General features: G+C 70.7%; 15 protein-coding genes (1 of these 15 running past the window's edge). 1 reads left to right on the top strand and 14 read right to left on the bottom strand.

Annotated features, from left to right (window positions below; genetic code table 11):
* The 6 genes from ASF60_RS19500 to ASF60_RS19475 all read right to left on the bottom strand — a co-directional run.
* Positions 1-453 carry the 5' portion of an NUDIX hydrolase gene (locus ASF60_RS19500; RefSeq protein WP_056188931.1) on the bottom strand. The gene continues 303 nt to the left of window position 1, outside the view, so only the first 453 of its 756 coding nucleotides appear in the window; it begins with the start codon at positions 451-453; its stop codon lies off the left edge, out of view.
* Entirely contained in the window at positions 398-889 is a 492-nt protein-coding gene (locus ASF60_RS19495) for a DUF983 domain-containing protein (protein WP_056189031.1), read from the bottom strand. Before ASF60_RS19495 ends, ASF60_RS19500 begins: the two co-directional genes overlap by 56 nt.
* Positions 890-929: 40 nt before the next feature.
* Positions 930-3,239, bottom strand: coding sequence for a ribonuclease R (gene rnr, locus ASF60_RS19490; protein WP_056189028.1), 2,310 nt, complete (start codon positions 3,237-3,239; stop codon positions 930-932).
* A 155-nt stretch (positions 3,240-3,394) separates the two neighbouring features.
* The gene (locus ASF60_RS19485) at positions 3,395-3,790 is read right to left on the bottom strand and encodes a hypothetical protein (protein WP_338011513.1); all 396 of its coding nucleotides are present in this window, start codon (positions 3,788-3,790) and stop codon (positions 3,395-3,397) included.
* A 122-nt stretch (positions 3,791-3,912) separates the two neighbouring features.
* Positions 3,913-4,491, bottom strand: a complete 579-nt coding sequence (locus tag ASF60_RS19480) for an NADPH-dependent FMN reductase (protein ID WP_056188928.1) — start codon at positions 4,489-4,491, stop codon at positions 3,913-3,915.
* Positions 4,492-4,618: 127 nt separating this feature from the next.
* Complete coding sequence (locus ASF60_RS19475) at positions 4,619-5,521, bottom strand: LysR family transcriptional regulator (protein WP_056188924.1); 903 nt, start codon at positions 5,519-5,521, stop codon at positions 4,619-4,621.
* A 120-nt stretch (positions 5,522-5,641) separates the two neighbouring features.
* Between ASF60_RS19475 and ASF60_RS19470 the strand changes: the two genes are divergently transcribed.
* The gene (locus ASF60_RS19470) at positions 5,642-6,412 is read left to right on the top strand and encodes an SDR family oxidoreductase (RefSeq protein WP_056188921.1); all 771 of its coding nucleotides are present in this window, start codon (positions 5,642-5,644) and stop codon (positions 6,410-6,412) included.
* A 59-nt stretch (positions 6,413-6,471) separates the two neighbouring features.
* Here ASF60_RS19470 and ASF60_RS19465 read toward each other — a convergent pair whose 3' ends face one another.
* The 8 genes from ASF60_RS19465 to gntA all read right to left on the bottom strand — a co-directional run bounded on the left by ASF60_RS19465 (position 6,472) and on the right by gntA (position 12,890).
* Positions 6,472-7,191: a cytochrome c biogenesis CcdA family protein gene (locus ASF60_RS19465; protein ID WP_056188918.1), complete on the bottom strand. Its 720-nt coding sequence runs from the start codon at positions 7,189-7,191 to the stop codon at positions 6,472-6,474.
* Positions 7,192-7,200: 9 nt separating this feature from the next.
* Entirely contained in the window at positions 7,201-7,608 is a 408-nt protein-coding gene (locus ASF60_RS19460) for a thioredoxin family protein (RefSeq protein WP_056188916.1), read from the bottom strand.
* A 36-nt stretch (positions 7,609-7,644) separates the two neighbouring features.
* Positions 7,645-8,250 carry a rhodanese-like domain-containing protein gene (locus ASF60_RS19455; RefSeq protein WP_082508082.1) on the bottom strand — a complete coding sequence of 202 codons (606 nt, stop codon included), beginning with the start codon at positions 8,248-8,250 and terminating at the stop codon, positions 7,645-7,647.
* On the bottom strand, positions 8,228-9,079 hold the full coding sequence (locus ASF60_RS19450; RefSeq protein ID WP_056188914.1) for a quinoprotein dehydrogenase-associated SoxYZ-like carrier: 852 nt from the start codon (positions 9,077-9,079) through the stop codon (positions 8,228-8,230). The genes ASF60_RS19455 and ASF60_RS19450 overlap by 23 nt, the downstream gene beginning before the upstream one ends.
* 165 nt (positions 9,080-9,244) lie before the next feature.
* Positions 9,245-10,144: an MBL fold metallo-hydrolase gene (locus ASF60_RS19445; protein WP_056188910.1), complete on the bottom strand. Its 900-nt coding sequence runs from the start codon at positions 10,142-10,144 to the stop codon at positions 9,245-9,247.
* A gap of 71 nt (positions 10,145-10,215) precedes the next feature.
* Positions 10,216-11,163, bottom strand: a complete 948-nt coding sequence (egtD, locus tag ASF60_RS19440; RefSeq protein WP_056188907.1) for an L-histidine N(alpha)-methyltransferase — start codon at positions 11,161-11,163, stop codon at positions 10,216-10,218.
* A gap of 2 nt (positions 11,164-11,165) precedes the next feature.
* A complete protein-coding gene (locus ASF60_RS19435) occupies positions 11,166-12,131 on the bottom strand; it encodes a methyltransferase (RefSeq protein ID WP_056188904.1) in 966 nt (321 codons plus the stop codon).
* A gap of 3 nt (positions 12,132-12,134) precedes the next feature.
* On the bottom strand, positions 12,135-12,890 hold the full coding sequence (gene gntA, locus ASF60_RS19430; protein WP_056188901.1) for a guanitoxin biosynthesis heme-dependent pre-guanitoxin N-hydroxylase GntA: 756 nt from the start codon (positions 12,888-12,890) through the stop codon (positions 12,135-12,137).
* Positions 12,891-12,984: the final 94 nt, after the last annotated feature.

The following is a 12,984-nucleotide window of genomic DNA, read 5'->3' as shown; positions in this document are numbered from 1 at the left end:
TTCGAGATCCGGCATCACCGCCGCCGCGCGAAACGCATCCCAGGTCCCCGCTGGCGTCGTCTCCGGCGGTCCGTATTCCCGAGTTCCGAGCAGCAGGCCGGTCTCCTCGTAGGTCTCGCGGATGGCCGCCAGGGCGAGGGCGCGCCCCAACCCGTTGCCCCCGCGCGGGACGCGGACCGCCAGCGCGTCGGACGCCCGCGCCGAGAGGGCACCGGCCACTGGCATGTGGCGATCGCACGGCTCGATCCGCCCGCCCGGGAACACGAATTTGCCCGGCATGAAGGCAAGCCCCGGATGGCGCCGACCCATCAGAATTTTGGGAATGCGCCGGGTACGGTCGAGAATGATCAGAGTCGCGGCATTGCGGGGCCGGAGCGCTGGCTTGCGCGCCGGCGCCTCAGGCGGGGCCGAAGCCGGCAACTCGGTCGGCGCTGCGCCCGTCACCTGATCCATGCCGTGTCTCCTCGCCCTGCGGTTCGGTGCCCGCACGCGGCACCGGTAGCTTGGCAAAGCCGTGCATGCCAAGCGCATATTGCAGGCCGACCACGGCGCCCTTCACGGGCTGCAGCAGTGCCAGCGACCCGAGCAGCGTCACGAGGGGCCAGAAGCTGAGCTGAAACCACAGGGGAACGTCGTAATTCATCTCGGTTTCGAGCAGGAAATACCCGACGATGTGACCGACGATGAAGATGACGATGTAGGGCGGCAGGTCGTCGGCCCGGTGATGCGCAAGTTCGAGATCGCAGACGTCGCAATGCGGCCGGACCTTGAGGAAGCGGCCGAAAATCCGGCCCTCGCCGCAATGGGGGCAGCGGCCGATGAAGCCGCGCGCCATCGCCCGCACCAGCGGTGTGCGTTCGTGGTGGCCCGGTTCGATTCCGTCCGTCATCTCGGCTCCTCGCATGACCTGGCAGCCTAGCCCCTTCCGCTCAGCGGCGCGAGCCGCGGTGACGCGACCCGGTGCTGCGGATGCCGGGCGGGCGCCCGGGCGCGCCGGGCTTGCGGATGGCGCGGTTCGGCCCGGGGCGTGCGGCACGCTCCGGCCGGGCCTGCCCCTCGGACAGCAATTCGAAGCGCAGGGCCCCGGCCACGGCAGCGGCTTCCACCAATCGGACCTCGACCCGGTCGCCGAGGCGGTGGGTCTCGCCCGAGCGCTCGCCCACCAGGGCGTGCTTGGCCTCGTCGTGCCGGTAATAGTCCGCCCCGATGGTCGAGATCGGCACGAAGCCGTCGGCCCCGGTCTCGTCGAGCTTGATGAACAGGCCGGAGCGGGTCACGCCGGAGATCTGGCCGGTGAAGGTGGCGCCGACCCGGTCGGCGAGATGGTGGGCGATGAGGCGGTCGATGGTCTCGCGCTCGGCCGCCATGGCCCGGCGCTCGGCGGCCGAGATCTGCTCGCCGATCTGGTCGAGGGCCGCCACCGTGACCTCCGACGACAGGCCGTCCGGGCCGAGGCGGCAGGCCGCGATCAGGGCCCGGTGGACGATCAGGTCGGCGTAGCGCCGGATTGGCGAGGTGAAGTGGGCGTAGCGACGGAGGTTCAGGCCGAAATGGCCGAGGTTCTGCGCCGCGTAGACGGCCTGGGCCTGCGAGCGCAGGACCACCTCGTTGATGAAGATCGCGTGCTCGGTCTCGGCCACCGTCCCGAGGATGCGGTTGAACAGGGCCGGACGCAGGATGCCTTCCTTGGGCAGCTTGATCCCGATGGAGGCCAGCACCTCGCCGAGCGCCCGCATCTTCTCCAGGGCCGGCTCGTCGTGGACGCGGTAGATCAGCGGCTGCTTGGCCTGCTCCAGAGTTTCGGCCGCGGCGACGTTGGCCTGGATCATGAACTCCTCGATGAGCCGATGGGCATCGAGACGGGCCGGCACCACGACGCGGTCGACCGCGCCGTCGGCCGTGAGCAGCACCTTGCGCTCCGGCAGGTCGAGGGCGAGCGGACCGCGGGCCTCGCGAGCCTCGCGCAGAGCCGCGTAGGCGGCCCAGAGCGGGCGCAGAACGGGCTCGAGCAGGGGAGCGGTGATGTCGTCGGCGAAACCGTCGATGGCGGCCTGGGCCTGGGCGTAGCTGAGCTTGGCCCGCGAGCGCATCATCACCCGGTGGACGCTGTGCCGGCGCTTCGCCCCATCGGCCGCGATGACCATGCGGACAGCCAGGGCCGGCCGGTCCTCGCCCTCACGCAGGGAGCAGAGATCGTTGGAGATGCGCTCGGGCAGCATCGGCACGACGCGATCCGGGAAATAGACCGAGTTGCCGCGCACCAGGGCTTCGCGGTCGAGGGCCGAGCCCGGGCGCACATAGGCGGCGACATCGGCGATCGCGACGGTGACGATGAAGCCGCCGGCATTGGCCGGGTCGGGATCGGGCGTCGCCATCACGGCGTCGTCGTGGTCCTTGGCGTCCGGCGGATCGATGGTCAGCAGCGGTTCGGCGCGCCAATCCTCGCGGCTCACCAGGCCCACCGGCACCACTGCATCGGCCTCCGCCAGGGTGGCCGCCGCAAACACGTGCGGGATGTGGTGGAGGTGCAGCGCGATCAGGCTGACGGCCTTCTCCGACCCCAGCGACCCGAGGCGCTCGCGGACCCGGCCCTGGGGCAGCCCGAAGCGGCTCTCGCGCTGGAGGCTGACGCTGACGAGGTCGCCATCGCGGGCCTCCCCCTCCTCGCCGGCCGGAATCGCGATCTCGCGCCCCTGTGCCCGCTTTTCGACGGGGATGATGCGTCCGCCGTCGGGACCGGCCCGGAAGATACCGATGATCTCGGCCTTGTTCTTCCCCAGAACCTTGATGACGCGGCCGGTGTAGCGGCCCGGCTCACCGGCGCTCGCTTCGACGCGCAGGAGCACCCGGTCGCCGATACCGGGCGCCGGCTGGCCCGGACGCTTGCCGCCGCGCGGCAAGGCGACCGTGATCTTCGGGGCGGGGCCGTTGCCGACGTCCCACTCGGCCGGGCTCGCCAGGAACTCGCCGTCGCGATCCCGTGCGGTGATGTCGGCCAGAACCACCGGCGGCAGACGGTCGGACGGTGCCAGCCCGCCGCGCCCACGCGCGATGGCGCCGTCCTCCTCGATCTCTTTCAGGATGCGCTTGAGACCGATGCGGTCGGCGCCCTTGATGTTGAAGGCCGCCGCGATCTCGCGCTTGCCGACCGTCTCGGTCGAGGCGGCGATAAAGGCGAGGATCTGCTCGCGGGAGGGGAGGCCGGCAGCGCCGGGATTCGGATTGATGCGTTTTGCCAAGGGATCCGGCTCGCTGCGCGGGCGCGAGGCCATACGCGGTAGAACATGTCTCGCCGGGAGCGGAAGCGCCGCCCGGCTGCTCTTGCTAACATGGGCGCTGGACGCCGCCCCGGCAACGGCATCCGCGAGGGCATCGGATCCGCCGTCGACAGGATTCAGCCGGTGGCTGCCGACTTGCGCAGGCGCTCGACGGCCGCATCGACGTCGAAGCCGGGCGCCGTAATCTCGTCGAGGGTGAACGGAGACAGAGCCGGGAAGCCGAACTGCACCTGGTTCTCGGCCTCGCGATACTCCGGCGCCTCGGCATCGCGGACCGCCAGGGTCCAGAATCCCTCGATGTTGAGGCTCGCCACCCGCGTCGGTTCGGCGGCGAGCGTCGCCTGCACGTCCCGGGCGGCCGCCCGCCAAGCCGTGCTCGCGTGATCGTCCGACATCAGGGCGGCCCGCACCAGGGCGGCGAGCAGGGTGCGGATCTCCGCGCCGGGAGATTTGTGTGTCGTGGACGGATCGGGCGTGGCGGCGATGGTGGACATGGTGGACATGGTGGACATGGGGGCCTCGGCTCGGGTGGTTCGGGTCGGGCGTCACACGGGCAAGCCCTGCGCCAGGGCCTCGTGATTCCAGTCCCTGCGACAGCGGCTCTTTCCCACGCTTTGGCCAAACCGGGTCCGTCTCAGTAGGGCGTGCCCTTGGCGCGCTGCGCCCGAAGCGCCTCGGCATACCAGACCAGCTCGTCGAGGAAGCGTTGGGCCGCCCTGGGCAGCCACTCATCCTGCGCGACGCCGGCCTCGTCGAGGGCCTTGCCGACGCGGGGGATGGGCAGCAGCGAGGGAATGCTCGATGCGCCGAGCTCGGCCAGCATGGCGCGCAACGGCATCGCCGCCCGCACGCCGCCATATTGCCCGGCCGAGTAACAGACGATGCCGGAGGGTCGCCAGGCATACTCCTCCAGGAAGTGGTCGAGGGTGTTCGCGAGGGCCGGCGGGATCGCATGGTTGTATTCGGCCGAGACGACCAGGAACGCATCGGCGCGGCGATACAGGGTCGCGAGGTCTTCGAGCACGGCCGGCGCGGTCCCCGCCGGGTATTCCTTGTACATCCGGTCGAGGAGCGGGAGGTTCAGCACGGCCGGGTCGACCAGCGGCGCCTCGATGCCGCGGCTTTCTAGGGCGGCGATCACGAAGCGGGCGGCGCGCAGGCCCTGACGGTCGGCGCGCACGGAACCGAGGATGACGGGGACGACGAGGGGCATCGGGATCTCCCTGACGGTTGCGGCCCATCGGTCCGCCGGATCGACGGCCGCGAGCGCTCTCGCTGATGGACCAAGATCGACCCGGTTGTGCAAGCCGAGTCGCGGGGCCGGCGATGCGCCGCCGCCTTCAGGTTGACGCCTGTCGATGCCGCAGGGCGTCGACCACCACGGCGAAGGCGGGGGCGTGCTGGCGCTGGCTCGGATAGTAGAGGTGGTAGCCGGGAAACGGCTCGCACCACGGGTCGAGAACCCGCACGAGCCGTCCGTCCGCCACATCCGCCAGGACCTGGTCCTCCGGCAGGTAGGCCAGCCCGAAGCCGGACAGGGCCGCCCGCCGGATCAGGCGCAGGCTGGTGAACACCAGCTGGCCCTCGACCCGGACGTTGATTTCGCGGCCCGCCTTCTCGAACTCCCAGGGGTAGAACCCGCCCCGGGTCGGACGGCGCAGGTTGATGCAGCGATGGGCCGTCAGATCTTCCGGATGGGTCGGCCTGGATCGTCCGGTGAAGTAGGCGGGGGTGCCGACCACGGCCATGCGCAGATCGGGACCGATCCGCACCGCCACCATGTCCCGCTCGATGTGCTCGCCGAAGCGCACGCCCGCGTCGAAGCGCTCGGTGACGATGTTGGTCAGGCTGCCTTCCGTGACCACCTCCACGGCGATGTCGGGGTAGTCCGGCAGCAATCTCGCAAGAGCCGGCCACAGGACGGTCTCGGCTGCGTGATCGGGTGCGGTGATCCGCACGAGTCCGGCCGGCTTGTCCCGCAGAGCGGTCAGTGCGGCGAGGCCGGCCTCGATCCCGTCGAGATGCGGCCCGATGCTGTGGATCAGGCGCTCGCCGGCATCGGTCGGGGCGACGCTGCGGGTGGTGCGGCTGAGCAGGCGGAGTCCCAGCCGCGCCTCCAGGTCGCGGATGGTCTGGCTGAGAGCCGGCTGCGACACGCCGAGCTGCGCCGCCGCGCGGGTGAAGCTGCGCTCGCGGGCGACTGCCAGGAAGGCAACCAGATCGTTCACGCTGCCGCGCGCCATTGATAACCTGGACTTATGAACCCATGCGGGTTTCAGCAGCTAATCGCTGATCCGCCGAGGCGCTAGGTCTCTTGCAGCATCCTCGGTCCCCGATCGAGGCGGAATCAGGAGACCTGCAGCATGACGATGGATCGAACCGGCGCCGACATCCGAAGGGTCGCTTTCGTGACCGGGGCGACGAGCGGCATCGGCCGCGCCACGGCGCTGGCCTTCGCCCAGGCCGGCATCAGCGTTGCGGTCGCCGACGTCGCCGAAGAGGCCTGCCGCGAGACGGCGCGGCTGATCGAGGCGACGGGTGCCCGGGCGATCGCCGTCCGGTGCGACGTGACGCGGGCGGACGACGTGCGGGCGGCCCTCGATCGGACCGTCGACACCTTCGGGCGGCTCGACTTCGCCTTCAACAATGCCGGGATCGAGCAGCCGGTAACTGCCATGGTCGATCTCAGCGAGGAGACCTTCGACCGGATCGCCGGGGTCAACCTGCGTGGCGTGTTCCTGTGCATGAAGTACCAGATCCCCCTGATGCTCGCGAGCGGGGGCGGCTCGATCGTCAACACCGCCTCGGGCGCCGGGGTGAAGGGCATCGCCGGTCAGGCGGCGTATTGCGCCGCCAAGTTCGGCGTCATCGGCCTGACCAAGGCGACGGCTCTGGATTATGCCGCGCAGAACATCCGGGTGAACGCCATCTGCCCGGGCATCATCGACACGCCGATGATGCAGCGCTTCACCGGAGGCACGCCCGAGGGCATCGCCCGGGTGATCGCGCAGGAGCCGATCGGCCGGATGGGCCGGCCCGACGAGATCGCCTCCGCCGTACTCTGGCTGTGCTCGGACCCGGCCGCCTTCGTCATCGGGCATGCCCTCGTGATGGATGGCGGCCAGACGGTCTAGGGACCGCGATGGAGCCGCCCGAACCAATCGATTCCCGAGCTGCGCACCGGGGCGCGGCGTCAGTACCGCGTCGTCAGCCGCGTCAGCCATTCAGGCGAGGCTTCGACGAGGCGGGTTTCCAGCGCCTTGTCGTAGCCGAGCACGATGGCGAGGCCCGTCACCACCAGGACGAGGCCGAGGGCGGCCTTGAGCCCCTTGCCGAGGCCCATCATCCGGTCGCGCCAGCGCACCAGCGTCGCGCGCGACAGGGTGCCGAGCAGGACCAGCGGCAGGGCGGCGCCGAGGCCGAACAGCACCATGGTGAGGGCGACGGACCCGAGATCGCGGCCCTGCGCGGCGAGGAGCGAGGCCGCCCCGAGGGTCGGCCCGACGCAGGGGCTCCAGACCGCGCCGAGGAGGAGCCCGACGCCGAACTGCCCGGACAGGCCCGCGGTGGAGAGGCCCCCGAAGCGGGCCTCGGTCCAGTCGCTCACCGGCCCGGCCGCGACCGCGAGCCGCGTCTGCGCCGCCGGCAGCATCAGCACGCATCCGAGCAGGATCATCAGAATGGCCGCGCCGGTGCGGAACAGGCCGGTGTCGAGGCCGAGGCCGAAGCCGATGGTGGCCACGAACAGCCCGATCGCCACGAAAGAGAGAGCGAGTCCGGTGGCCAGGGCCAGGGGGCCGTAGCGGTGCTCGGACGCGGCCGCGCCGAGGAGCAGCGGCAGGAGCGGCAGCACGCAGGGCGACAGCACCGACAGCAGGCCGGCGAGGAAGGCGAGTCCGAGGCCGTTGCCCATGGGGGTGCCCTAGAGGGTCTTCTCGACGAGGCCCTCGATCCATTCCGGCTGGGTCTCGCCGACCGAGCGGCCGGTCTCGGTCTCGCCCTTGAAGGCGATCAGGGTGCTCTGCATGCGGGCGTCGAACCGGCGCAGCACATCCTTGCGGGTGTCGAAATCGACCTCGAAGATCACCAGGTCCTTGAAGCGGGCCTGCTCGCCGAGCTTGGCCAGGATCGGCTTCTGGGTCTTGCAGATCGGGCACCAGGGGGCGCTCACCTCGATGAGGATCGGCTTGCCCGCCTTCTGCGCCGCCTCGAAGGCCTCCGGCGTGTAGGGCAACGCGTCGGCCGCCTGGGCCGGGACAGTGAGGCCCAGCGGAGAGAGGGACACGGGGGCGAGAGCCAGGAGCATGAGGATCGAGCGGCGGTTCGGCATGGGTGGCGTGACCTTCGGCAGGGAGAGGATGTGATTCTAGGGCCCGCCGCCCGTCTTCAGGGCGCGCGTCCAGGCGGCGTCGGGCCGGATCGCCCCCGTGTCATGCCTCTCCTGCCAGCCCTCGATCCCCGCCGGGAACCAGTGGACCGACCGGTAGCCCAGGGTGACGAGGCGCTTCCCCAGGTTCCAGCTGCCCCAGCAATCCGGGTGGCAGTAGGTGACCACGGGGCGGGTCCGGTCCCCCCGCGTCAGGGTCTCGATCCGCTCGGCCAGGGCGGCGGCGTCTTGGGCCGAGAGGGTTCCGGACCCGGCGCCCGGCAGCCAGATACTGTCCGGGATCGCCCGGTGGATCGGCCGCCACAGGCGCCCCGGCGCGAGATCGCGCGGCGTCGGATCGGATTCCGAGACGTCGATCAGGAGGGTGTTGCCGGCGCCGATCAGGGCCTCGACGGCCTCGGCGTCGATCACCGTGGCACCCGCCAGAGTCTTCGGCGTGTAGCCCTGCAGCGCGCCGTCCCAGTAGCCGGCGGGCTCGGGCACAGCGACGGGCGAATCCGCCGGCGCGGCGGCGCCCAGGAGGGTGGCGACCAGGACGAGGCCCGCGCGGCGTCGCAGGGCGTCAGTGACTGGCGGCCGGCACATCGAAGCTGCGCTCCCAGCGCCCACCCTGGTTGTCCTGCGTCACCACCGTGACCGGTCCCTTGCCGGCGGGTCGCAGGGCGAAATTGATCACCGGATTGGCCGAGATCGAGATGTCGCCCTCCATCACGAAGACGTTCTGCGTGCCGTAGGTGACGCTGATCCGGTTGATGTAGCGGGCTGGCGTGTACTCGCGGCTGACCTGGTTCATCTGGAGCCCGGTGAAGTTGGGATGGCGGATCATCAGCGTCGCGGCGATCGGCTTGCCGGAATCGGTTGCGCCGGGAGAGGCCGCGCCGGAAGCCGGGTCGGCGAATTTCAGACGCATGTCGCCCATGCCCTTCATCGCCTCGTCGTCGGTCATGCCCATCGGGGCCGAGCACCCGCCCGATGCCTTCACGAACTGGGTGGTCTGGATCAGGGCGCCGTCCTGGGTCTCGGCCACCGCGTGGACGTTGCTGTAGGTGTTTACCCGGATGCGCAGCTTCAGTTCCTCCGGGTCGGCGGCGGGACCGAAGGTGAAATGCGCGGCCAGGGGCGCCGGGTTGTCGTCGATGACCAGGTAGAGGCCCTTGATCCGGTCCTTGTCGGTCATGGTCATCGTCAGCGGCACGAGCGCGGCGTCGTTGGCGCGGTCCGGCAGGTCCATGCGGACCAGGGGCTTTGCGGTCTCGACCGCGCGATCCCCGAAGAGCGATTGCCGCAGATCCTTCCAGCGCGCCTCGCGCTCGGCGACGTCGTCGCCGGCCGCGGCCCGGGCGGCGCCCGATGCCGCCAGCCCGGTGAGCAGCAGGCCGGCCAGGGCGGCGGTGGCACGGTGGGACATCCGCATGGCGTGTTCTTCCTCGCACGATGGTGCAGGCTTTTTCGCCGGATGCGGCGGCCCTTCGGCGAATCTTACGCCAGGGTCGCGCGAATGTCCGCAGATCGGGTGATCGGTGTGGTGATATCCTGCGCAAGTTTGCGTGACGACGGGTGACGCGCCTGCCTTACCCTCTCAGCGCTCGCGGTAGGCCCCGCCATTCTCCGCCGTCGCCGGAGCGTCGACGTAGCGGCCCTGGCCCGGAACCGCGATGCGGTCGAAATCCTGCGCGAGCGCGTCGAGGGCCCGACGCATGTCGGGACCTGCCAGCGGGCGTCCGTGCCCGGTGATCACCCGCTCGGGCTTGAGCGCCGCCAGGATCTCGACTGAGCGCCGGGCGGCCGGCCAATCGGTGGTGAGGTACATGGGCGGGCCGTGCAGTTCGGGTTCCTGCATCATGACCGCGTAGGCGGATTCCTGAGCCGTGGTCACGAAGGCGTCGCCGACGATGAGCGACCGATCGCCTTCCCGCCACAAGGAAATGTGGCCGGGCGAATGCCCCGGGGTGTGGAGCCAGCGCCAGCCCGGCATCGACGGCACGCTGCCATCCTGCGGCAGGGCGTGCAGGCGTTTGCGGACGTCGACGGGGCGCGTCGGGTAGAGCGGCGCGATCCGTGCCATCACGCCGCCGCCCACGCTCGGGTCGGGCGCCGGATAGGCGGCGGACCCGTCGAGATAGGGGTGCTCCGCCGCATGGGCGTAGACCGGTGCGTCCCAGGCCTCGGCGAGATCTTCCAGCACCCCGACATGGTCGAAGTGCCCGTGGGTGAGAACGATTGCCGCTGGCCGCGCGCCATTGCCGAAGCGCGCAGCGGCGGACTTTTCGATCCGTCCCCGGGAGCCCGGGAGGCCGGCATCGATCAGCACCCAGCCGCGGTCGCCAGCGTTGGGTGAGCCGAACAGCACCACGTTGACGATGGCGAGGCGCTGATAGGCGAGATCGTCCGTCACCGCATGGGCCTCGCCGGCCTCGTCCCCATCGAGCCCCAGATCCTGAATGACGGCCTCCCGCGAGACCGGAACCTGCTGTGCCATGTTTGCTCTCCCGGGTTGATGCGAAGGGGACTCAGCGGAGTAGGGATCCGGCGAAGAGGCGATCCGGCCGATCAGCTCCGCAGCAGGTGAAGGCTGAAGCCGCCGCCCGTGCCGAGCCAGTGCGTTTCCGGATTCCAGCCACTTCCGGCCGCCAGGAGCGCGAAGGCCGCGGGCGTGTACTTGTGCGAGGTGTCGGTGCGGATGCTGTCGCCGGCGGCGAAGTCGATCCGGGTCGGGCCGAGTCGGACGCTGGTCGGCGTGGTCGCGGTCAGGTGGGCCTCGACCCGGAACGGATGTTCACACAGGCGCACCTCGTGCCGAAAGGCGTCCAGGTCGAAGTCAGCGCCAAGTTCCCGGTTCATCCGCTCCAGGATATTGCGGTGGAAGGCGGCCATGAGCCCGTCGGCCCCGCCATAGGCCGCCTGCAGCGCACCCCGCTCGATGGTCGGGTCGGCCCCGATCAGGAATAGGCAGGAGCCGAGGGCCTCCCGGGCGCGGGCCAGGAAGGCCCCGGCCTCGTCGGGCGTGAAATTGCCGATGCTGGTTCCGGGGAAGAAGGCCAGCACGGGCCCGCCCGACCTCGGCAGGGGGAGGCGGAACGGCTTGCTGTAATCGGCGCAGACCGCCTGCATGGCGACCTGCGGGTAATCCGGAGCGAGTCTCCGGATCGCCTCGGCGAGGTAATCGCCCGAAATGTCGACCGCGATATAGGCGGCCGGACGGTCGAGAGCGTCGAGCAGGGTGCGGATCTTGCGGCTGGCGCCGCTGCCGAACTCCACAACGGTGGCGCTCGGTCCGATCCGGGCCGCCACCTCCAATGCCACGCCCGGCAGCAGCGCGATCTCGCGCCCGGTCGGGTAGTAATCGGCGGTGTGGCAGATGCGGTCGAACAGCTCGGACCCGGCTTCGTCCCACAGATACTTGCCCGGTAGGGTCCGGGGCCGTGTCTGCAGGCCCGCCAGGGCATCGCGCAGGAACTCGGCGCGGTCGGTGTCCGCGATCTGCGGGGCCGCCGCCATGCTCAGCTCCGCGTCGCCGTCAGGACGACGAGCGCGATGCGCTCGACATCGCCATAGGCCGGGTCCGCGAGTTCCTCGCCGTACTCGTCGGGATCGAACTCGCGATAGGTCCAGCTCAGGCCGGCCTCGGCGCAGAGGGCGGTTGCCGCTTCGCGGAAGGGGTCGCGCCCCTCGACGATGGCGGACCCGGTGAACAGCACGAGACTGCCGCCGGGAGCCAGACGTGCGCGGGCCGCCTCCACCACCGCCAGGGACAGGCCGGCCCCGAGAGGGCCGCCACCGTGGCGGTAGGCGCGGGCGCCGCGATCGATCATGAATGGCGGGTTCGACACGATGAGGTCGAACTCGCCTTCGACGGCGGTGAGCATGTCACTCCGGTGCAGGCGCACGTTGCCGACGCCCGCCGAGCGCGCATTGACCGCCGCCGCCCGCAGGGCCGCCGGGTTGATGTCGACGAGGGCGACCTCCGCGTCCGGCGCCCGTTTGGCGATGCAGATCCCGGCGGCTCCGGAGCCGCAGCCGATATCGACCGCCCGCCGGACAGGGGCTTCGCGCTGCTCCAGATGGGCGACGACAGCCGCCGCAAAGCGCAGGGTGTCGGGGCCGAAGAACACCGCGTCGGCTGCGCTCGGCGGATAGGCCGAATGCAGGAAGAGTTCGCCGTCGAGGCTGGAGAGGCGGACGTTCGGGGTCCGGACGTCGCCCTGCGCCGAGACCGCTCCGGCGCGCTCCAGGGCGGTCAACACCGCCTCCGGCAGGATCTCGGGCGAGAAGGGGCGGCTCCAGCCGAGCACGTCCCGCAGGTTTCGGGCACGGGCGTTCTGGGGCCGCGCATTGACATGCGCGTGGGTGGCGGGCGTGACCGTCGTGAAGCTGTAGCCGGTCTCGCGCACGGCCTGCACCAGGGCGGCGAGGCTGTCGGGATCGGTGTCCGGGAACGGGATGGCCTGGGCGGTGACGGCGTCCATGCCTTAACCCTCCACGCCGTCGGCGACGAAGGCGCCCTTGCGCAGGGCGGCCAGAACCTCCGCGCCGTCCCAGCTGGCGGGCTTGGAACGGCGACGGAACGGGCAGGTCCAATCCTCGGGGACGGCCCGGCCGCTGAACTGGCGCGCGGCCGAGCGCTCGCCATGCCCGGCCAGCATCGGGTTGGGCGATCCCGCGAACGCGACATCGCGCTCGACGATGCTGTCGCGCAGATGCTCGTAGCGGCCCTCGGCCCGCAGACGTTGGAACTGGTCGTGCAGATTGAACACCAGGGCGGGGGCCGCGAAGCGCCGGGCCGGGCGGCTCGCGGCCGGATGCAGCCCCACGATGAAGAAGCCCTCGCCGCCGAGGCTCACCGAGAAGTGCGGGTCCTCGGGATCGGCGGCGACGCGGTCGTCATGCGGCTGGCCGAGATGCCCGTCCCGGTCGGACAGGGCCTGGACCCGCGCCCATAGGTCGGTCTCGAACCCCTCCTCGGAGGTGGTTGCGGCGCCCTCGAACAGGACGGCGAAGCTGCGGAACATCTCCGGCGACTGGAGATAGCGCGCGATGAAGGCCAGGAGCGCGGCGTAGATCCGGGCATCGTCGGATGCCTGGCCGATGCCGCGCGCCACCACCACCGTCATGCCCCCGCGCGACAGGGCCGATTTGGCGCCGACACAGGGGAAGGGCCGATGCCGGATGAAGTCGCGGAACCGTTCCGCCAGGGGGTGATCCGTATCGACGGGAGGAAACAGCATGGCCACTCAAGATCAGGAACAGCAACACGATGCTGCTGGACGCGCCTCACCGGTTCCAACGGCAAGCAACGCATGTGTTTTTCAAGACCAGGCT

Origin of the sequence: Methylobacterium sp. Leaf113 (assembly GCF_001423325.1) — a bacterium.
GTDB lineage: Bacteria > Pseudomonadota > Alphaproteobacteria > Rhizobiales > Beijerinckiaceae > Methylobacterium.
The sequence above is the reverse complement of the archived record's forward strand: the minus strand, read 5'-3'. Positions and strand labels throughout refer to the sequence as shown.

What these genes read in the sequence shown, in the direction of transcription:
- ASF60_RS19455 (WP_082508082.1), bottom strand. Translation starts at nt 8,250, where the DNA reads ATGTGCCGGCCGCCAGTCACTGACGCCCTGCGACGCCGCGCGGGCCTC.
- ASF60_RS19445 (WP_056188910.1), bottom strand. Translation starts at nt 10,144, where the DNA reads ATGGCACAGCAGGTTCCGGTCTCGCGGGAGGCCGTCATTCAGGATCTG.
- gntA (WP_056188901.1), bottom strand. Translation starts at nt 12,890, where the DNA reads ATGCTGTTTCCTCCCGTCGATACGGATCACCCCCTGGCGGAACGGTTC.
- ASF60_RS19460 (WP_056188916.1), bottom strand. Translation starts at nt 7,608, where the DNA reads ATGCCGAACCGCCGCTCGATCCTCATGCTCCTGGCTCTCGCCCCCGTG.
- ASF60_RS19475 (WP_056188924.1), bottom strand. Translation starts at nt 5,521, where the DNA reads ATGGCGCGCGGCAGCGTGAACGATCTGGTTGCCTTCCTGGCAGTCGCC.
- ASF60_RS19450 (WP_056188914.1), bottom strand. Translation starts at nt 9,079, where the DNA reads ATGCGGATGTCCCACCGTGCCACCGCCGCCCTGGCCGGCCTGCTGCTC.
- egtD (WP_056188907.1), bottom strand. Translation starts at nt 11,163, where the DNA reads ATGGCGGCGGCCCCGCAGATCGCGGACACCGACCGCGCCGAGTTCCTG.
- ASF60_RS19470 (WP_056188921.1), top strand. Translation starts at nt 5,642, where the DNA reads ATGACGATGGATCGAACCGGCGCCGACATCCGAAGGGTCGCTTTCGTG.
- ASF60_RS19435 (WP_056188904.1), bottom strand. Translation starts at nt 12,131, where the DNA reads ATGGACGCCGTCACCGCCCAGGCCATCCCGTTCCCGGACACCGATCCC.
- ASF60_RS19485 (WP_338011513.1), bottom strand. Translation starts at nt 3,790, where the DNA reads ATGTCCACCATGTCCACCATGTCCACCATCGCCGCCACGCCCGATCCG.
- ASF60_RS19480 (WP_056188928.1), bottom strand. Translation starts at nt 4,491, where the DNA reads ATGCCCCTCGTCGTCCCCGTCATCCTCGGTTCCGTGCGCGCCGACCGT.
- ASF60_RS19465 (WP_056188918.1), bottom strand. Translation starts at nt 7,191, where the DNA reads ATGGGCAACGGCCTCGGACTCGCCTTCCTCGCCGGCCTGCTGTCGGTG.
- ASF60_RS19495 (WP_056189031.1), bottom strand. Translation starts at nt 889, where the DNA reads ATGACGGACGGAATCGAACCGGGCCACCACGAACGCACACCGCTGGTG.